This window comes from Amycolatopsis sp. NBC_01488 (genome assembly GCF_036227105.1).
Classification (GTDB): Bacteria; Actinomycetota; Actinomycetes; order Mycobacteriales; family Pseudonocardiaceae; genus Amycolatopsis.
On record NZ_CP109434.1, the window covers coordinates 4,260,698 to 4,279,024 of the forward strand.

The following is an 18,327-nucleotide window of genomic DNA, read 5'->3' on the forward strand; positions in this document are numbered from 1 at the left end:
CCGGAAGACCTCGACGTGCGTGCCGTCCCCCGGACATCCGTGGCACCGCACCGCTCTCTGTGCCGATGCAGGACCGATGCGCCGGCAAGGCACCGCTGATGGCCGCGCCCGGCAAGCTCGCCGGTGGAGTCGACCGCAGCAGAAAGTGGTGCCATGGAGTTCACCCACAAGACCGTCCTGAGCCCGCACCTGCGCGCCCGGGTGCTCGCCGATCCGGCCATCGGCGGCGGGAACCTGCTGCCCGCCATGCTGAAGCTCAACCCCGTCCCGGACGAGCCCTTCATCCACTCGCTCACGCCGATCCCGGACACCGACGGCGGGACGAGGCACTGGTTCAGCCTGCGGGACCTCGACCACCTCGTGCAGAGCTGGTCGGTCTGGTACCTCGAGCGGGGCGTGCGGCCGCGCGACCGGGTCGCCGTCTTCCCGCCGGACTCCATCCAGTACTTCCTGCACCTCTCGGCGCTCGCGCAGATCGGCGCCATCTCGATGCTGATCAACAGCAACGCGAAGCGGGACAGCGCCGTCGCCCTGATCGAGCGCAGCGGGGCCATCGGCCTCTACACCGACCAGGAGCGCCTCGACCGGATCGCCCCGGACCTCGACCGCCTGAACCTGAAGTGGGTCCACACCGGCCAGGACGGGCCGCCGTCGGCCGTGCTGCCCGACGCCGACCGGTTCCGGCACCACCCGGACGACCCCGTCGGCCTCATGCACTCCTCCGGCACGACCGGCCTGCCGAAGCCCGTCATCCACACCCACAAGACCATTGTGGACGGTCCGAAGTGGCGGGCGGTCAACTACCAGGAGCAGCCCGACGCGCTCATCCTGAACGCGCTTCCCCAGTCACACCAGGGTTGCGTGTCGTTCAACGCCTACGCCGTGCTGGGCGGCCAGCCGATGGTCGTCCACCGGGACGTCTCCGGTGCCGAGCTCGCCGAGGCCGTCGAGACGCACCGGCCGACCATGGTGATGGCGTTCGGGCACGCCTACCCGGAGCTCGCCGCCATCGAGACGCCGAGGGGCGCGCTCGACTCGGTGAACATCTGGGTGTCCATGGCGGACGCCATCCACGAGCGGCACCTGAAGAACATCCTCGGCCGCCGGTCGGCGGAACGCCCGCCCGCCGCGTTCCTCGACCGGCTCGGCACCACCGAGCTGGGCTGGGGCGTGCTCATGCAGCCGCGGACCCTGGCGACCGAGCGCAACGACCGCTGCGTCGGCAAGTCGGTCGGGTTCGCCGAGGTCGCGATCGTGCGGGAGAACGGCACGCTCGCCGAACCCTACGAATACGGCTTCCTGGGCGCGAAGCCGCCGTCGATGACCGTCGGGTACTGGGGCAACCAGGACACCTACTACCGCAGCAAGCTCGCCGGCTACTGGCTGACCGGGGACGTCGCCTACCGGGACGAAGAAGGCAACTTCTACCAGGTCGACCGCGCGGTCGACGTCGTCGACACGGCCGCCGGGCCCGGTTACTCGGTGCTGATGGAGGAACTGATCCTCAACGAGGTCGCCGGCGTCGAGGACTGCACCGTCGTGGCCGGCGGCTACCGCGGCGAGAAGGTCGCCGTGGCCGTCGTGACCGGCCGGGACGTCGACGCCGAGAAGGTGCTGTTCGCGGCCAACGAAGCCCTGCGGGCCCACGGGAAGCCCGAGCTGTCCGTCGTCGAGGTCGCCTCCGGTGCCGACGACTTCCCGCTCGGGGTCACCGGCAAGTCGCTCAAGCGCTTCCTCCGGGACAAGTACAAGGACCTCGCCGTCCACGTCCGTGACCGCCGGGGCAAGAACCTCGCGACGAGCGACGCGCTCGCGTGACCTCCCGAGAAGAGACGATCGCCGTGACGCACCAAGACCTCCTGCTCGTGTTCGACGAGACCGTGACCCGCGCCCGGGTCGACGGCTGGCTGCGGTACCTGGAGTCCGCCGGTACGCCGACGCAGGCGTACCGCCTCGGCGCGAGCCACGTCCTGCCCGTGTCCGGAGTGGACGACGCCGACCTGCTCGCCGCGGCGGCGGGCCTGCCGTCGCCGACCCGGCGCGTGCCGCGGGGCGGCGAGGCGTGGCTGGGCCGCCGCGAGCTGCGCCCGGCCGGGACCGAGGTCACCCTCGGCCCGACGACGATCGGCGACGGCTCGGTCGCGGTGATCGCCGGCCCGTGCGCGGTCGAGACGTCCGAGCAGATGCTCGCCACGGCGGAGCTGGTGGCCGAGCACGGCGCCGTCGCGCTGCGGGGCGGGGTCTTCAAGCCGCGGACGTCACCGCATTCGTTCCAGGGGCTCGGGTTCGGCGGTCTGGAGCTGCTCGTCGAGGCGCGGAAGCGGACCGGCTTGCCGTTCGTCACCGAGGTCGTCGACGCGGAGCACGTCAAGCGGCTGGCCGAGGTCGTCGACGGCTTCCAGATCGGCGCGCGGAACATGCAGAACTTCGCGCTGCTGAGCGCGGTGGGCCAGAGCGGCCTGCCGGTCGTGCTCAAGCGCGGGTTCGGCTGCACCGTCGAGGAGACGCTCGCCGCCGGGGAGTACCTGCTGCTCGAAGGCAACGACCAGGTCGTGCTGTGCGAACGCGGCATCCGCACGTTCGAGCCGTCGGCGCGGTTCACGCTCGACCTGACGGCGGTGGCGCTGTGGAAGCAGCGCACCCACCTGCCGGTGATCGTCGACCCGAGCCACTCGGGTGGCCGGCCGGAGCTGGTGGAGCCGCTGTCGCTCGCCGCGGTCGCGGCCGGGGCGGACGCGCTGCTGATCGACGTGCACGTCCGGCCGGAAGAGGCCCTGTGCGACGCGAAGCAGGCGTTGCGGCCGGAGCAGTTCGCCGGGCTGATGACCCGGCTCGCCGGCGCCGCCGCCGGGCTGGGCCGGACCCTGCAGAAGCGCTGACGCCAAGACGTCGTGAGTGAGAAACAGGGTTAGCACACTGTTTCTCACTCACGACCACCAGTACGGGAGTGGGAGACGTGTTCGGGGAGACGTCGGAGATCGCCGTGGTCGGGCTCGGCCCGCGCGGACTGTCGGTCGCGGAACGGCTGAGCGCCAACGCGCACGCGCTCGTGCCGCGCGGCCGGCGCCTCGTGGTGCACCTCGTCGACCCGCGGCTGGCCGACGGCGGCCAGGTGTGGCGCAGTACGCAGGACCGCTTGCTGCTGATGAACACCGTCGCTTCGCAGGTGACGATGTTCGTCGACGAGACCGTCGACTGCGCGGGCCCGGTCGTGCGCGGCCCGAGCCTGTACGAGTGGGCGCGCTCGATCGCCCTGCTCGGCAGCCCGGACGTGCCCGACGCCGTCCGCGCCGAAGCCGGGGCGCTGGGCCCGGACGACTACCCGTCGCGGGCGTTCTACGGCAGCTACCTGCGCTGGACGCGGCGGCGGATCACCCGGACCGAGCCGTCGGTGCGGTTCGTGGCCCACCAGGCGCGGGCCGTCGACGTCCGGGACGCCCGCGACGGCCGGCAGGACGTCCGGCTGGACGACGGCACGACCGTCGGCGGGCTGGCCGCCGTCGTGCTCGCGCTGGGGCACCAGCCGCACGAGCTCACCCCGGCCGAAGCGGAGCTGAGCCGGTACGCCGAGCGGCACGGCCTGCGGTACGTGCCGCCGGGCAACCCGGCCGACGAGCCGACCGGCGACGTGCCCGCGGGGGAGCCGGTGCTCCTGCGCGGGATGGGGCTGAACTTCTTCGACCACCTGGCCCTGTTCACGCTCGGGCGCGGCGGCGAGTTCACCCGCGGGCCGGGCGGCGCGCTGACGTACGTGCCGTCCGGCCGGGAGCCGCGGCTGGTCGCCGGGTCGCGCCGCGGGGTCCCGTACCAGGCCCGGGCCCGCAACGAGAAGGGCGCGTCCGGCCGGCACGAGCCGCGGTTCCTCACCGGCGAGGTGATCGCGCGGCTGCCGCACGGCGCCGACTTCCGCCGGGACGTCTGGCCGCTGATCGACCAGGAGGTCCGCACGGTCTTCCACGCGGCCCAGGTGCGGGAGCGGGGGTGCGACGCCGGGGAGTTCACCGAGGCGTTCGCCGCGGCCGGCCCCGCCGACGTGCCGCTCGACGGCGACCCCTTGGCGGTGCGGGAAACCGAGGCCCAGCGGATCATCCTGGCCAAGTTCGGGCTCGACCGGAGCTGGGACTGGCGGCACGTCGCCGCGCCCTACTCGGCCGCCGACCTCGCCTCGACGGCGGCCTTCCGCGCGTGGCTGCGGTCCTCTGTGGACACCGAGCTGGCGGAGGCGCGCAAGGGCAACGTGACCGGCCCGCTCAAGGCGGCCACGGACGTCCTGCGGGACCTGCGCAACGAGATCCGGCTGGCCGTCGACCACGGGGGCATCTCCGGCGCGTCCTACCGCGACGACCTGCGGCGCTGGTACATGCCGCTCAACGCGTACCTGTCGATCGGGCCGCCCGCCGAACGGGTCGAGCAGTTCGGCGCGCTGCTGGACGCGGGCGTGCTCGAAGTGCTCGGCCCGGACCTGCGGATCGGGGGCGTGGACGGCCGGTTCGCCGCGCGGTCGGCCGCGTGCCCCGACGTCGTCGTCCGGGCGAAGACGCTGATCGAGGCCCGGCTGCCGGACACCGACCTGCGGCGCACGACGGACCCGCTGCTGCGCGCGCTGCTCGCCCGCGGGGAGTGCCGTCCGTACCGCATCGGGGAGTTCGAGACCGGCGGCCTGGCGGTCACGCGGCGGCCGTACCACGTGCTGGACGCCCGCGACCGGCCCCACCCGCGGCGGTTCGCGTTCGGCGTGCCGACGGAGGCCGTGCACTGGGTGACGGCGGCGGGCATCCGGCCCGGCGTCAACTCGGTGATCCTCGGCGACGCGGACGCCATCGCGCGCTCGTGCCTGCGGATCGCCGTGGCTCGGGACGACCTGGAGAGGACCGCATGAGCGAGCTGCTCGCCCCCGCGTGGGCCGCGACCGGTGCCGGCGCACTCGTCGACGACCACGCGCTGCTGACCGCGATGCTCGACACCGAGGTCGCCCTCGCCGAGGCACAAGCCGAGCTGGGCGTGATCCCCGAGACCGCCGCCAAGGCCATCCGGGCCGTCACCGTCGCCGATCTCGACGCCGAGGCCATCGCCGCCGGGGTGCGCGAGACGGCGAACCCGGTGGTGGCGTTCGTCGCCGGGCTCACCGCCGCGGTCGACCCGGCCGCCGCCGAGTACGTGCACCGCGGCAGCACCAGCCAGGACATCCTGGACACGGCGTTGATGCTGCTCTGCGCGGCCACCCTCGACCGCGTCGAGCGGGACCTCCTGGTGACCGCCGGGCACCTCGCCGGGCACGTCCGGGCGCACCGGGACACGCCCATGGCCGGGCGCACGCTGACCCAGCACGCCGTGCCGGTGACGTTCGGGCTCAAGGCGGCGACCTGGCTGCACCTGGTGCTCGACGCCGTCGACCGCGTGCGGCGGGCGCGGGCGGACCTGCCGGTGTCGCTCGGTGGTGCGGCCGGGACGCTCGCCGCCTACGAGGAATACGGCCCCGGCTCGCTGGTGCTGCCGGACCTGGTCGCGCGCCGGCTCGGCCTCGCCCTGCAAACCCTGCCCTGGCACGGGATCCGCACGCCGATCGCGGACGTCGCGGCCGCACTGCTCGTCACCGCGGGTGCGCTCGGCAAGATCGCCGCGGACGTCCTCGTGCTGTCGCGCACCGAGATCGGCGAGGTCGCCGAGGAGCGGGCGCCGGGGCGCGGGGCGTCTTCGGCCATGCCGCAGAAGCACAACCCGGTCTTCGCGACGCTGGTGGCGACTGCGGCCCGGCAGCTGCCGCCGCTCGCCGTCGTGCTGTTCGGCTCGATGACGGCCGAGGACGAACGCTCGTCGGGCGGCTGGCACGCGGAGTGGCAGCCACTGCGGGAGGCCTTGCGCAGCACGGCCGGTGCTGCCGCGAACGCCGTCCGGCTGGCCGAGACGGTGCGGGTGCGGCCCGAGGCGATGGCGGCGAACCTGCGGCTCACCCGGGGCGCAATCGTCTCCGAGCGCGTCAACGCCGTGCTGGCCCCGAAACTCGGCAAGGCGGCGGCCAAGCGCCTGCTGACCGAAGCCACCGCCGAAGCCGAGCGCACCGGCGCGGACCTGGCCGACCTGCTCGACGTTTCCCCCGGCCTGCTGGACCCGGCGGCCTACACCGGGCTCGCCGGCCCCCTGGCCGACCGGGCCCTGGCCCGCTTCGAACGCGAGGAGCGACGATGACGACCCTGGAGTTCGCCCGCGAGCGGGCCGAGCCGATGCCCGCCGAGCAGCGCGAGGAGCTGCTGCGCATGCCCGGCTTCGGCTCGCTCTACTCCGACCACATGGTCACCGCCCGGTGGACCGCCGAGCGCGGCTGGCACGACGCCCGGACCCAGCCGCTGGCGGAGTTCTCGCTGCACCCCGCCACCATGGCGTTCCACTATGGACAGACGATCTTCGAGGGACTGAAGGCGTTCTGGCGCCCGGCCGGGCAGCACGTCCTGTTCCGGCCACGCGACCACGCCGCCCGGTTCGCCCGCTCCGCCCGCCGGATGGCCATGCCCGAGCTGCCGGAAGCGGACTTCCTCGCGGCCGTGGAGGCGGTCCTGCGCGTCGACGCCGCCTGGGTGCCGCCGGCCCGCGGCCACAGCTTCTACCTGCGGCCGTTCATGATCGCGGCCGAGACGCACCTGTCGAACCGGCCCGCCGAAGAGTACCTGTTCGCCGTCATCGGCAGCCCCGCGCGGCCCGCCGCGGCCGAACCCGCGCCGATCAGGCTGTGGGCGTCGCCCGAGTACGTCCGCGCGGCCGACGGCGGCACCGGCACCATCAAGTGCGGCGGCAACTACGGCGGGTCCTACGTCGCGCAGCGGGAGGCCGCCGAGCGCGGCTGCCACCAGGTCGCCTGGCTCGACCCCCGCGAACGCCGGTACGTCGAAGAGGCCGGCGGGTCCAACCTGTTCTTCGTCGAGGGCGACCGCCTCGTCACGCCGCCGTTGAGCGGCACGCTGCTGGCCGGTGTCACCCGCGACTCGATCCTGCGGCTCGCCGGGCGGCTCGGCCTGACCGTCGCCGAAGAGCCGGTCGCGCTCGAGGACTGGGAACGCGGGTGCCGGGAGGGGCGGATCACCGAGACGTTCGCGTGCGGCACGGCCCGGGCGCTGGCCCCGGTCGGGCACGCCGTCACCCCCGACCGCGAATGGGCGATCGGCGACGGCACCACCGGCCCGGTCACCCGCCGCCTGCTGACCGCGCTGCTGGACGTCCAGTACGGCGACGCGCCCGACGAGTTCGGCTGGCTGCACGCCGTCACCCCGCGTCGTGAGTGAGAAACAGTGTTCTAACCCTGTTTCTCACTCACGACCCTGTTCCGAGAGGCGCCCATGAACGTCGACTTCTACTTCGACCCGGCCTGCCCGTTCGCCTGGATCACCTCGCGGTGGATCCTGGAGGTCGACCGGCAGCGCGAGCTCACCCTGCGGTTCCGGGTGATGAGCCTCGGCGTGCTCAACGAGGAGCGCGAGATCGAGCCGTGGTACCGCGAGTTCTGCGACCGCTCGTGGGGCCCGGTCCGCGTCTGCGTCGCCGCCGCGCAGCACCACGGCGAGGGCGTGCTGCGTGACCTCTACACCGCACTCGGCCAGCGGATCCACAATGGACGCAACAAGGACTTCCCCGACGTCGTCGCGCAGGCGCTGGCCGAAGTCGGCCTGCCCGCGGGGCTCATCGACGCGATGGAAAGCACCGACTACGACGAGGCCCTGCGCAAGAGCCACGCGGAGGCGCTGGCACCGGTCGGCGCGGACCTCGGCACGCCGGCGATCCACGTCGACGGCACCGGCTTCTTCGGCCCGGTGCTCAACGCCATCCCGCGCGGCGAGGAAGCGGCGGACCTCTTCGACGGCGTGGTGGCGCTGGCGCGCAACCCGCACTTCTTCGAGCTGAAGCGCGCCCGCACGCCGGGCCTGGACTACGAGTGAGGGAACGGACATGAGACGCATCGGGTTCGTCGAGTCGAACCGGTCCGGATCCGGGTTCGACGCCCTCCGGGCGGCGCGCGGGCTGGGCCTGCACGTCACCTTCTTCAGCTGCGGCCTGGACCGCTACCACGCGACGCCGGGCGGCACCGAGGTGCTCGAAACGTGCGTCGACGAGGTCGTGGCGTGCCCGACCCACGAGCTGGAACCGCTGCTGGAGGCGGTGAAGGCGGTCGACGCCGCGAAGCCGCTCGACGCGCTGCTCTCGGTGGCCGAGTACGAGGTCATCCAGGCGGCCGAGGTGGCCCGTCAGCTCGGCCTGCCCGGCCCCGACCCGGCCGCCATCCGGATCGCCCGCGACAAGGCCGCGCAGCGGCGGCGGTGGGCCGAACGCGGCGTGCCCGTCCCGGAGTTCCGCGTCGTCACGACGGCCGAGCAGGCCGTGCGCGCGGCGGACGAGATCGGGTTGCCGTGCGTGGTGAAGGCGGTCGACGAGACCAGCGGCGCGCACGTCGTCCGCTGCACGACCCCGGCCGAGGTGACCGCGACGTTCACCGCGATCCGGTCCGCCACCACGAACCGCCGTGGTCAGGCCCGCTCGCCCGAGGTGCTCGTCGAAGAGTGCCTCGTCGGGTTCGAGGTCAGCGTCGAGATCCTGGCCGAGGCGGGGCGCGTGCGCGTGCTCGGCGTGACCGACAAGATCCTCGGCGGCCGCAACCGGTTCGTCGAGCTGGGGCACAGCTTCCCGACGGCGTTGCCCGGCGACGTCCGGCTCGAGCTGGAGTCGGCCGCGGTGGCCGCCACCGAGGCCGTCGGGTTCGACCTCGGCATCGCGCACGTCGAAATCAAGTACACCGGCGCGGGCCCGAAGCTGATCGAGATCAACCCGCGCCCAGCAGGCGACCGGATCACCGAGCTGATGGACGCCAGCTTCGGGCTGTCCACCATGGAGCTGCTGCTGCGCCAGTACCTCGGCGAGTCCGTCGGCGACGTCGTCACCGAGCCGAAGGGCGGCGCGGCGATCCGGTACCTCACCGCCGACCCCGGGGTGGTGACGGCGGTGAGCGGGCTGGACATCGCCGCCGCGCTGCCCGGGGTCCGCGAGGCCGGGGTGTCCGTCGGGCCGGGCGGGCGGGTCGATCCGTTGCGGGTGAACGAAGACCGCGTCGGCCACGTCCTCGCGACGGCGGCCGACGCCTACCTGGCGGGCCGGATCGCCGAGGCCGCCGCCCAGCAGATCGTGGTGGACACCCGCGCCGATGCGCCGCCGATGGTCCGCTGATGGCCGCGTCGGCGAGGCTGGGGCGACCGATGCCCGGACAGGAGAAGACGACATGCCGAACCTCGTGATGGTGATGCCGTACCAGGCATACCTCGCCAAGGCACGGGCGGAGGGCTTCCGGATCACGGCGATCTGGGACCCGGCCGAGGCCGGGCGGCTGTTCGGCGCGGACGCCCCGGCCTACCTGAAGGAAGTCGAGGCGCACGCAGACGGCCTCCGGCTGGTCGACTTCACCGACCGCGTCGCGTACGAAGGCGCGATCCGTGACGCCGTCCGGGAGACCGGCGCCGAGCACGTCTGGCACGTCGGCAGCGAGGAGAGCATGCAGCTCGCGTACGAGGTCGCCGACGACCTCGGCAAGGCCGTCAACTCGCCGCGTGCGGTCTTCCTGCTCAACGACAAGCTCGCGATGCGCACCTTGTTGCGCGACAAGGGCATCTCGACCGTGAAGTTCGCCGTCGCGGACCACTGGCGGGACGTCGAGCGGCTGCTCGGCGGCTTCACGCTGCCGGTCGTGGTGAAGCCGGCCGCGCTGTCGGCCAGCCGGGGCACGCTGCTGCTCACCGATCCCGCCGGCCTGCCCGCCTGGGGCGACGAGCTGGCCGCCTTGGCCTACTCCGGGCCGCTGCTGGTCGAGGAGTACCTGCGCGGCCCGGAGTTCAGCGTCGAGACGATGACCGTGCGCGGGGAGCACCACGTGCTCGGCGTGACGCGCAAGCTGCTCGGCCCGCTGCCGCACTTCGTCGAGCGCGGCCACCTCTTCGGCGAGCCGGAGACGGCCGAGACGCGGCAGGCGGGCGCCCTCGCGGTCGAGTTGCTCGACGCCGTCGGCTACCAGTGCGGCCCGGCGCACACCGAGGTGATCGTCACCGCGGACGGGCCGCGGATCGTGGAGTCGCAGGCGAGGCTGGGCGGCGACAAGATCCCGAACCTCATCGAGCACGCCCGCGGCTTCGACGTCAAGCGCGCGATGTTCGCCGCCCTCGCCGGGCGGACGGCCCTCCCGGAACCCCGCGGGCTCGTCGGGCACATCGCCTACTTCACTTTCCCCACGGGAGTTCTGCAGTCGGTGAAAGGTCTCGAGGAGGCCCGCGCACTGGACTACGTCGACACCCTGAGCTTCCCGTTCGCGCCCGGCGACGTCCTGCCGGAGACGGTCAGCTCGAAGACCCGGCACGGGTTCGTCATCCTCACCGGCTCCGCGGACGCGGCGGCGGCCCTGGCCCGCGCGGACGCCGTCCGTGCCCTGATCGAGGTGGAAGTCCGATGAGGAGCTTCTTCGCCCTGCACCGCAACGTCCGGCTGCGCGTCGGGCTCGCGTTCGTGCACAAGCTGATCGACGCGATGATCCTGACGTTCATCGCGATCTACCTCGCGGCGCACGTGGGCGTCGCGGTCGCCGGCGCGCTGATCCTGGTGTTCGCCGCCTTCGCGGTGGTCGGCATGCTCGTCGGCGGGCACCTGTCCGAACGCCGGGGACGCCGTCCGGTGCTGATCGTCGGCGATCTCGTCGGCACCGGCTTCCTCGCGCTGATGGCCGTCGCGTACTACTCCGGCTGGGGCGCCCTCGCCGTCTACTTCTGCTACGCCATCGTGAAGTTCGGGACGAACCTCGCGCTGCCCGCCAACGACGCGACGATCATCGACGTCACCCCGCCGGAGCAGCGCAAGTTCGTCTACACGGTCAACTACTGGGTGATCAACCTCGCGCTCGGCACCGGCGCGCTGCTCGGCGCTTTCCTGTACAGCGCCCACTTCGGCGCGGTGATCCTCGCCGGCGCGATCGGGATGGCGTTCGCCCTCACGATCACGGTGACGATGGTCGCCGAGACCAAGCCGGACGTCCCTCGCCCGGCCGCGAAGCTCACCGGCGTCGCGCAGTTCGTCCAGGGCTACCAGGTGGTGCTCGCCGACGCGACGTTCCGCAGGCTGATCATCGCCGCCACGCTGATCCTGACGCTCGAAGGGCAGCTGAGCACCGCGATCGGGATCCGGCTGTCGACGGGCTTCCCCACGCAGGAAGTGGTCCCGTTCGGCGCGGTGACCGGCGTGGAGATGCTCGGCGTGCTCAAGGCGGTCAACACGGTCCTGGTCGTCGTGTTCGCCCTCGTCGTCAACACGCTGCTGAAGCGGATGCCCGACCGCGCCCGGCTCTACGCGGGCATCACGCTGTACGCGGGCGGGTTCGCGGTGCTGGCCGTCACCGACGACGCCTGGCTGCTGCTCGTCGCCGTCGTCGTGCTGACCGTCGGCGAGCTGATGAACCTGCCGGTGCAGCAGGCGCTGCTGGCCGAGCTGGCCCCGGACGACGGCCGGCCGCGCTACCTCGCCGCGTACTACCTGCACATCCGGTTCGGCCAGATCGTCAACTCGATCCTGGTCAGCCTGAGCGCGGTGCTCAGCATGCAGGGCATGGCCGGGATCTACCTGGCCTTCGGTGCCGTGATCATCCTGCAGTACCGGGCGATCCTGGCCCGTCGCGAGACCCGCGTCGCGGTCTCCGCCTGACTCACTGGGAAGGTAACCATGTCGGCACGGTCCGAACGGATCACCAAGGCCTACCTCGCCGGGTGCGAGGAGGCGGACAGCCCGCTGCGCCACGCACGCGCGAGCCTGGAGCTGTCGGAGACCAAGCGCCTGTCCTGGCCCCGGCTGCTGCCGCGGCCGATCATGGTCGACGAGGCGGAGTACCGCGCGTTCGGCCGGGACCTCGTCACGGTCTACGAGCTGGTCGGCACCTTGCCGCGGCGGCTCTTCGACGGCGACTTCACGCGGTTCCGCACCGCGCTCGGCATCGACGACCGGCACGCCGCGCTGATGACGCGGCTGCTCGGCGAGGGACCGCCGCCGCTGTACGGCCGCGCCGACGTCTACTACGACGGCTCGGCGTTCAAGCTGCTGGAGTACAACATCGGCAGCGCGCTCGGCGGCCTGGACATGGTGGGCACGCTGCCCAAGGCGTACCTGCGCGTCCCGGCCGTCGCCGAGTTCGCCGCGGAGCACGGCCTCGGCTTCCTCGACATGGGCTCCGACCTCGCCGAGGCGCTGCGCAACGCGGGCAAGGCGATCGGCGCCGGCGAGCCGGTGGTCGCGATCGTCGAAGGTCCCGGCGGGATGACGACCTACGGCCACCAGCGGCGCGCGATCGCGGAACTGCTGGCGGAGAACGACGTCGAGTGCCGCGCCGGCGAGATCGGCGACCTGGAGTTCCGCGCCGGGAAGCCGTACCTCGACGGCACCGCGGTCGACGTCATCCTGCGGTACTACGGCCTCGAGGAGATGCTCGAGCACCCGGACTGCGACGCGCTGCTGGAGCCGGTCTTCCGCGCCCACGAAGCCGGCCAGGTCGTCGTCTGGACGCCGACGAACGTGTTCAGCAACAAGGGCACGCTCGCGATGCTGTCGGAGTTCGCCTCGCTCTTCTCGCCGGACGAGCAGGCCGTGATCGAGCGGGTGCTGCCGTGGTGCCGGATGCTCGGGCGCCCCGGCGCCGGCCCGGACGCCGGGCGCATCGAAGAGTGCGTGCGGCGTCAGGACCAGCTGGTGTTCAAGCCGACCGGGCTCTACGGCGGCCAGGGCGTCGTCATCGGCCAGGAGGTCGACGCCGGAACCTGGCGGGAGACGCTCGAAGCCGGTTCGCGGACCGGCTCGCTCGTCCAGGAGATCGTGCGGCCGAACCTGGAGACGGTGATCGACCCCGAAACCGGCGCGCGCTCCGAGTGGTACGCGCTGTGGGCGGCGTTCATGACCCCGGCCGGCCTCTCCGGCGGCGGCGTGCGCGCGATCCCGCCCGGCGGCACCACCGTCATCACCATGATCAACAACCCCGACGTCCGCAACACCTGCCTCTTCACCTGCTGAGCAAGGAGAACCCCGGTGCCCCGACTCGTCGACCTCACCCACGGCTTCTACGACGGAATGCCGTCCTACCCCGCCGACTGGTTCCCGAAGTTCGCCAGCGAACGCTCGATGACGCCGGAGACCGACCCGTACGGCACCAAGCGCACGTTCTCCTACTTGCACGTGTTCCCGCACAACGGGACGCACATGGAGTACAAGCTGCACTTCTACCCGGGCACCGAAGGCATCGACGAGGTCCCGCTCGGCACGCTGATCGGCCGCGCCTGCGTCGCCGACCTGTCGCACAAGGGCGAGCTGGACGAGGTCACCGGCGACGACCTGGAGAAGACGCTGCGGCCGGTGTGGCGGCCCGGTGACCGGCTGCTCATCCGCACGGACTACCTGCGGCACAACTGGGGCCGGCCCGACTACTGGGACCGCCCGCCGTACCTGACGCCGTCGGCCGCGCAGTGGGCCATCGACAACGACGCGTGCCTGATCGGCTTCGACTGCCTCACCGAACGGCCGGGCGACGCCGCGTCCCCGGTGCACCACGCGCTCCTCGCCGCCGGGATCCCGCTGCTGGAGTACGTCACCAACATGCACGAGCTGACCAAGCAGGTCGTCCAGCTGATCGCGCTGCCGACCAAGGTCGCCGGCGCCGAGGCCGCTCCGGCGCGCGTCATCGCGGTGGAGGACACCGATGACTGATCAGGTCGCGCTCACGGCCGTCGGTGGCGACGCCGACGTGCCGGACGGCCTGGCCCGGCTGCTCGGCCTGCTCGGCGACCCGCTGTCCGCGCTGCCGGCCGGCGCCGAGGTGCTGATCAAGCCGAACCTGTTCCAGACCGCACCCGGGTTCCACGTGCGGCCGGCGCTGCTGGCCGCGATCGCGCGCGTCGTCGCCGAGCACGGGGCTCGCCCGGTGATCGCCGAGCGCACGCACGCGATCTACGAGATCCTGCGCGACCACGAAGCCGGGAAGTACGCCCGCGTCGTCAGCTTCGACGATCTGCCGCTGCGCATCACCGGCATCCCGGGCGCGACGTCGCTGCGGGTGCCGATCGCCGTCCCGGAGCTGATCCTGGACTGCGACTACTTCATCGGCGTCCCGCAGCTGCGCACGCACGCGAGCGTCGTCTACTCGAACGCGATGAAGAACCTGGTGGGGCTGCTGCCCGGGTACACGACCCGGATCGTGCACATGGCGGGTGTCGACGAGTCCACCGTGGACCTGAACCTGATGCGGCCGCAGGACCTGGTGGTGTGCGACGGGACCACGGTGATCGAGGGCAACTACCCGATGGACGGGCAGGCCCGCGACGTCGGGTTCCTGGCCGCGAGCCGCAACGCCGTCGCGCTCGACGTCGCCGTCGGGACGCTCGCGGGCTTCGACCCGGACAGCGTCGCGTACCTGCGTGACGCGCACTCGCGCGGGATGGGCCCGCTGTCCCTCGACGACATCGAGCTGCTCGGGACACCTCTCGACGAGCTGGCGTTCGACATGGTGAAGGCGCCGGTCGAGATCGTCGTGCCGCGCGAGGGGATCCACGTCTACGCCGACAATGCGTGCCCGGCGTGCAGCCGGTTCGTCGCCGGGGCGATGCGGGCGCTGGCCGGGGAGCTGTGCGAATGGGACGGGGAGATGACGGTCATTTCCGGGCCTCAGGTCGAGGTGCCGCCCCTGCGTGGCGAGGTCGTGCTCGTCGGCAACTGCCTGTACGAGAGCCGGGACCTGGGCATCTTCGTCGAAGGCTGCCCGCCGCGGGCGATCCAGCTCGCCGCGTTCCGCTACGCCATGGGCAAGCCCGTCGGCGACCACGAGCGGACGCAGTTCCGGGTGCCGGCGGTCGCGCGATGATCACGTCCGCGCCGGCGCCGGGCGCCCGGCTGCACCGCCACGTCGTCCGGCTGGCCACGACGGTCGACCCGGTGGCGGCGGCCGCGGCCCTGCGCCCGGCCGGGCGCGTCATGCTCACCGCCGGACCGGGCGGCCGGGACGCCGTGCTGGCCGTGGGGGAGCTGGCCGTCCTCGCGCACCCCGGTGGCGACGGCCCCGCGCCGGTCACGGCCGCGGTGGACCTGCTGGCCGGGCTGGACCTCCCGCCGGACAGCACCGACGCCGAGGCGGCCTGGTTCGGGTTCCTCGCCTACGACGCCGCCCGCGACTTCGAGCGGCTGCCCGGCCGCCACCCGGCGGGCGGGCGTCCGGTGTACGAGTTCTTCCTGCCCGAGGTGCTGGTCGCCGAGGGCCGGGTGATCGGCCGGGGCACGACCCCCGCGGCCGCGCGCAAGGCGGCCACCCAGGTCGCCCGCACGCTCGACGGGCTCGCCGTCACGTCGCTGGGGGTCGTCGCGGTCGGCGCCGGGACGTTCGGCTTCGGGTACGACGAGTACGTCGACGCGCTTCGGCGCGCGCAGCGGCACATCCTGGACGGCGACGTCTTCCAGCTCGTGCTGTCCAACGCCTGGACCGCACCGGCCACTGTGGACGGACTGCGCGTCTACCGGAGACTGACCGAGATCAACCCGTCGCCGTACCACTTCTGGTACGGCGGCCCGGCTTTCGAGGCGGTCGGGGCGTCGCCCGAGCCGTGCCTAACGCTGTCGGGCGGCCGGGCGCTGATCCGCCCGCTCGCCGGCACCCGGCCGCGGGGCCGTGACGGCCGCGCCGACCGGCTCGCCGAGGACGACCTGCGTTCTTCGGTGAAGGAGCTGGCCGAGCACCGGATGCTGGTCGACCTGGCCCGCAACGACCTCGGCCGGGTGTGCCGCCCCGGGACCGTGTCGGTGGAGCGGCTGCTGGCCGTCGAGCGGTATTCGCACGTCATGCACCTGACGTCCGACGTGTGGGGCGAGCCGTCGGCCGGGCGCGGCACCGCCGAGCTGATCCGGGCGACGTTCCCGGCCGGCACCATGACCGGGACGCCGAAGGTGCGCGCGATGGAGATCATCGACAGCCTGGAGCCGTCGCGGCGCTGGCTGTACTCGGGCGCGGTCGGCTCGTTCGGGGTGTCCCATGTGGACTTGTACCTGACGATCCGCAGCATGGTCTGGTGCGACGGCGAAATCCGGCTGCAGGCCGGCGGCGGCATCGTCCACGACTCCGACCCGGCCGAGGAGTACGCGGAGTGCCTGGCGAAGCTCGCGTCCGGGGCCCGCGCCCTCGGCGTGACCGTGGAAGGGGTGGCCGCGTGATCTGCGTGCTCGACAACTACGACTCGTTCGTCTACAACCTGGTGCAGTACCTGGGAAACCTCGGCGCTTCGTGTCAGGTCTACCGCAACGACGAGATCTCGGTGGCCGATGTCGAGGCGCTCGGCCCGGAGCTGGTGCTGATCTCGCCGGGCCCCGGCGACCCGGCGGACGCGGGCATCTCGGTCGAGCTGGTCCGCCGGCTGGCCGGGCGCGTGCCGATCTTCGGGGTGTGCCTGGGCCACCAGGCGATCGGCGCGGCGTTCGGCGCCCGCGTCGTGCACGCGGCCGAGCCGATGCACGGCAAGTGCTCCCCGCTCGCCCACGACGGCCACGGTGTCTTCGCGGGCCTGCGCAACCCGCTGACGGTGGCGCGCTACCACTCCCTGGTCCTGGACCCGGCTTCGCTGCCGGCCGACCTGGTCGTCACGGCGTGGTCGTCGACGGGGGAGGTGATGGGCGTCCGGCACCGCAAGCTGCCGATCGAGGGGGTCCAGTTCCACCCGGAGTCGCTGTTCACCGAGGAGGGCGTGGCGATGGTGGCGAACGCGATGCGCTCGCGGACCCTGGTGCGCAGTTACTGATCCGGCCAGCTAGGCGAGTTCGGCCGAAACGACCGACGGCAGCTCGCGCAGCCGGGTCAGCAGCGGCTCGGTCTCCTCGGCCGCCAGCAGGACGGCGCAGACCATGCTGCTCTCGCGGACGCCGTCCTTGATGTCGACGGACAGCTCGTGGACGAGGTGGCCGGCCAGGGCGCTGACCAGCGCCGGGATCTGTTCGGCGCCGCCGACGAAGTACGTGGCGATGCGGCGGCGCAGCAGCATCGCCGAACGGGCGGCGGGAACGGCGAAGGAAGTGGACATGGCGGATCTCCCGGATCGACGAGGATGAGATCGGGGCCAGGTCCCGGAGAAAGGGCGATCGACGGCGCTGCGCGCCGGCGACCTGGGTTCAGCCGGCGCGCCGGGTTACGAGTCGCGAGGACGTCATGAGGCGCTGCACGGCGACAGGCTAACACGATCACCGCGCACCGGGCCAACACCGGTCGAGCAGGCCGGTGACCGTGTCGACCCTCCCATCACGCGTGTCGTCCGGCCAGGTACCTCAGCCGGCCCGGATGACGCCCAGGCCGAGCGGGGTGATCTCGTGGATCTGCGACTTCCCGGACCGCGCGCTGGTGATCAGCCCACTGGCCCGCAGCACCGACGCGTGCTGGCTCGCCGTGGCCAGTGCGACGCCCGTCAGCTCGGCCAGCTCGCTCGTGTTGCAGCGGGTGACCGCGACCGTCATCAGCACCCGCGCCCGCGTCTGGCCGAGCAGCGCCGCCAGCGACGGGCCGGGCTCCGCGTCGCTGTCGAAGCGGGGGTTGCCGATCGAGTAGACCAGGACCGGCGGGCGGCCCGGGTCCTTGTACGTCGTCGGCATGCCGTGCGCGAAGAACGCCGGGATCAGGTGGAGGCCGCGGCCGTCGAGGTGGAGCTCCTGCTCGATCGGGAACCGCACACGCAGCACCGGCGGCGACCAGGTGATGTCCGGGTGCAGCGTCGAGAGCAGCAGCTGCGGGCCGCCGCGGTCCAGGCCGGCCTGCAGCCGGCGGCGGTCGCGGGCGACCACGCGGCGGACCGTGGCCCAGTCCGGGGCCACGCACTGGCGGTGGTAGTCGTGCAGGGCGGTGCCGAGGCGGCGCAGCTCGCGGGGCTCGCCGTCGGCCAGCCGGCGCAGCCACGGCGGGACGCGCGAGCCCTGCGCCGCCAGCTCGGCGATGTCGGCGGCCAGGGCCGCCGGGGGTGTTTCGAGCACCGCCGAGACGCCGTCGCCGATCGTGGCGTGCCCGGCCGGGGTGAGGAAGTCCGGGCAGTACCCGTACGGCGGGACGGCCGACATCAGCAGCCGGCCGGACTCGGGCACCGCGGACCGCGACCCCTTCCGCCACCGGCCGAAGAACGGCTCGCCCTCCGGCCGCCGGATCCGGTAGCTGCTCATGAGCAGCTCCCACATCGGATCGGCGTCCCCGGCGATGGTCACGTTCGCCAGGTCCGCCTCCGTGAAGTGGATCTTCAGCATCGACGCACCGCCCTTTCCCGGACG

General features: G+C 72.8%; 16 protein-coding genes. 14 read left to right on the top strand and 2 right to left on the bottom strand.

Annotation, left to right across the window (positions count from 1 at the left end; all coding sequences use genetic code 11):
• The first annotated feature begins 153 nt into the window (after positions 1 to 153).
• From OG738_RS20710 to OG738_RS20775, 14 genes are all read left to right on the top strand, one after another.
• Entirely contained in the window at positions 154 to 1,818 is a 1,665-nt protein-coding gene (locus tag OG738_RS20710) for a class I adenylate-forming enzyme family protein (protein ID WP_329056041.1), read from the top strand.
• The gene (gene aroF / locus OG738_RS20715) at positions 1,815 to 2,879 is read left to right on the top strand and encodes a 3-deoxy-7-phosphoheptulonate synthase (RefSeq protein ID WP_329056042.1); all 1,065 of its coding nucleotides are present in this window, start codon (positions 1,815 to 1,817) and stop codon (positions 2,877 to 2,879) included. The genes OG738_RS20710 and aroF overlap by 4 nt, the downstream gene beginning before the upstream one ends.
• Before the next feature lie 68 nt (positions 2,880 to 2,947).
• The gene (locus tag OG738_RS20720; protein WP_329056043.1) at positions 2,948 to 4,879 is read left to right on the top strand and encodes an FAD/NAD(P)-binding protein; all 1,932 of its coding nucleotides are present in this window, start codon (positions 2,948 to 2,950) and stop codon (positions 4,877 to 4,879) included.
• Positions 4,876 to 6,186 carry a class-II fumarase/aspartase family protein gene (locus OG738_RS20725; RefSeq protein ID WP_329056044.1) on the top strand — a complete coding sequence of 437 codons (1,311 nt, stop codon included), beginning with the start codon at positions 4,876 to 4,878 and terminating at the stop codon, positions 6,184 to 6,186. Before OG738_RS20720 ends, OG738_RS20725 begins: the two co-directional genes overlap by 4 nt.
• The gene (locus OG738_RS20730; RefSeq protein WP_329056045.1) at positions 6,183 to 7,274 is read left to right on the top strand and encodes a branched-chain amino acid aminotransferase; all 1,092 of its coding nucleotides are present in this window, start codon (positions 6,183 to 6,185) and stop codon (positions 7,272 to 7,274) included. The genes OG738_RS20725 and OG738_RS20730 overlap by 4 nt, the downstream gene beginning before the upstream one ends.
• A gap of 54 nt (positions 7,275 to 7,328) precedes the next feature.
• Entirely contained in the window at positions 7,329 to 7,925 is a 597-nt protein-coding gene (locus OG738_RS20735; protein WP_329056046.1) for a mycothiol-dependent nitroreductase Rv2466c family protein, read from the top strand.
• A gap of 10 nt (positions 7,926 to 7,935) precedes the next feature.
• Positions 7,936 to 9,204: an ATP-grasp domain-containing protein gene (locus OG738_RS20740; protein WP_329056047.1), complete on the top strand. Its 1,269-nt coding sequence runs from the start codon at positions 7,936 to 7,938 to the stop codon at positions 9,202 to 9,204.
• A 52-nt stretch (positions 9,205 to 9,256) separates the two neighbouring features.
• On the top strand, positions 9,257 to 10,474 hold the full coding sequence (locus OG738_RS20745) for an ATP-grasp domain-containing protein (protein WP_329056048.1): 1,218 nt from the start codon (positions 9,257 to 9,259) through the stop codon (positions 10,472 to 10,474).
• Positions 10,471 to 11,712, top strand: a complete 1,242-nt coding sequence (locus OG738_RS20750; RefSeq protein ID WP_329056049.1) for an MFS transporter — start codon at positions 10,471 to 10,473, stop codon at positions 11,710 to 11,712. Before OG738_RS20745 ends, OG738_RS20750 begins: the two co-directional genes overlap by 4 nt.
• Before the next feature lie 18 nt (positions 11,713 to 11,730).
• Complete coding sequence (locus OG738_RS20755) at positions 11,731 to 13,065, top strand: hypothetical protein (protein ID WP_329056050.1); 1,335 nt, start codon at positions 11,731 to 11,733, stop codon at positions 13,063 to 13,065.
• Between the two features lie 15 nt (positions 13,066 to 13,080).
• Positions 13,081 to 13,755 carry a cyclase family protein gene (locus OG738_RS20760; protein ID WP_329056051.1) on the top strand — a complete coding sequence of 225 codons (675 nt, stop codon included), beginning with the start codon at positions 13,081 to 13,083 and terminating at the stop codon, positions 13,753 to 13,755.
• The gene (locus OG738_RS20765) at positions 13,748 to 14,905 is read left to right on the top strand and encodes a DUF362 domain-containing protein (protein ID WP_329056052.1); all 1,158 of its coding nucleotides are present in this window, start codon (positions 13,748 to 13,750) and stop codon (positions 14,903 to 14,905) included. The genes OG738_RS20760 and OG738_RS20765 overlap by 8 nt, the downstream gene beginning before the upstream one ends.
• A complete protein-coding gene (locus OG738_RS20770) occupies positions 14,902 to 16,242 on the top strand; it encodes an anthranilate synthase component I family protein (RefSeq protein WP_329056053.1) in 1,341 nt (446 codons plus the stop codon). Before OG738_RS20765 ends, OG738_RS20770 begins: the two co-directional genes overlap by 4 nt.
• Positions 16,239 to 16,823 (top strand): anthranilate synthase component II, encoded by a 585-nt coding sequence (locus tag OG738_RS20775; protein ID WP_329056054.1) that lies wholly within the window; start codon positions 16,239 to 16,241, stop codon positions 16,821 to 16,823. Before OG738_RS20770 ends, OG738_RS20775 begins: the two co-directional genes overlap by 4 nt.
• 9 nt (positions 16,824 to 16,832) lie before the next feature.
• Here the strand turns inward: OG738_RS20775 and OG738_RS20780 are convergent, their stop codons facing one another.
• Positions 16,833 to 17,102 carry a hypothetical protein gene (locus tag OG738_RS20780; protein WP_329056055.1) on the bottom strand — a complete coding sequence of 90 codons (270 nt, stop codon included), beginning with the start codon at positions 17,100 to 17,102 and terminating at the stop codon, positions 16,833 to 16,835.
• Positions 17,103 to 17,343: 241 nt separating this feature from the next.
• Positions 17,344 to 18,303 (bottom strand): ArsR/SmtB family transcription factor, encoded by a 960-nt coding sequence (locus tag OG738_RS20785; RefSeq protein WP_329056056.1) that lies wholly within the window; start codon positions 18,301 to 18,303, stop codon positions 17,344 to 17,346.
• Between the last annotated feature and the right edge of the window lie 24 nt (positions 18,304 to 18,327).

Excerpts from the sequence above, each read along its gene's own strand:
- OG738_RS20710 (WP_329056041.1), top strand. The coding sequence starts at position 154 with ATGGAGTTCACCCACAAGACCGTCCTGAGCCCGCACCTGCGCGCCCGG.
- OG738_RS20725 (WP_329056044.1), top strand. The coding sequence starts at position 4,876 with ATGAGCGAGCTGCTCGCCCCCGCGTGGGCCGCGACCGGTGCCGGCGCA.
- OG738_RS20730 (WP_329056045.1), top strand. The coding sequence starts at position 6,183 with ATGACGACCCTGGAGTTCGCCCGCGAGCGGGCCGAGCCGATGCCCGCC.
- OG738_RS20735 (WP_329056046.1), top strand. The coding sequence starts at position 7,329 with ATGAACGTCGACTTCTACTTCGACCCGGCCTGCCCGTTCGCCTGGATC.
- OG738_RS20740 (WP_329056047.1), top strand. The coding sequence starts at position 7,936 with ATGAGACGCATCGGGTTCGTCGAGTCGAACCGGTCCGGATCCGGGTTC.
- OG738_RS20745 (WP_329056048.1), top strand. The coding sequence starts at position 9,257 with ATGCCGAACCTCGTGATGGTGATGCCGTACCAGGCATACCTCGCCAAG.
- OG738_RS20750 (WP_329056049.1), top strand. The coding sequence starts at position 10,471 with ATGAGGAGCTTCTTCGCCCTGCACCGCAACGTCCGGCTGCGCGTCGGG.
- OG738_RS20755 (WP_329056050.1), top strand. The coding sequence starts at position 11,731 with ATGTCGGCACGGTCCGAACGGATCACCAAGGCCTACCTCGCCGGGTGC.
- OG738_RS20765 (WP_329056052.1), top strand. The coding sequence starts at position 13,748 with ATGACTGATCAGGTCGCGCTCACGGCCGTCGGTGGCGACGCCGACGTG.
- OG738_RS20770 (WP_329056053.1), top strand. The coding sequence starts at position 14,902 with ATGATCACGTCCGCGCCGGCGCCGGGCGCCCGGCTGCACCGCCACGTC.
- OG738_RS20780 (WP_329056055.1), bottom strand. The coding sequence starts at position 17,102 with ATGTCCACTTCCTTCGCCGTTCCCGCCGCCCGTTCGGCGATGCTGCTG.
- OG738_RS20785 (WP_329056056.1), bottom strand. The coding sequence starts at position 18,303 with ATGCTGAAGATCCACTTCACGGAGGCGGACCTGGCGAACGTGACCATC.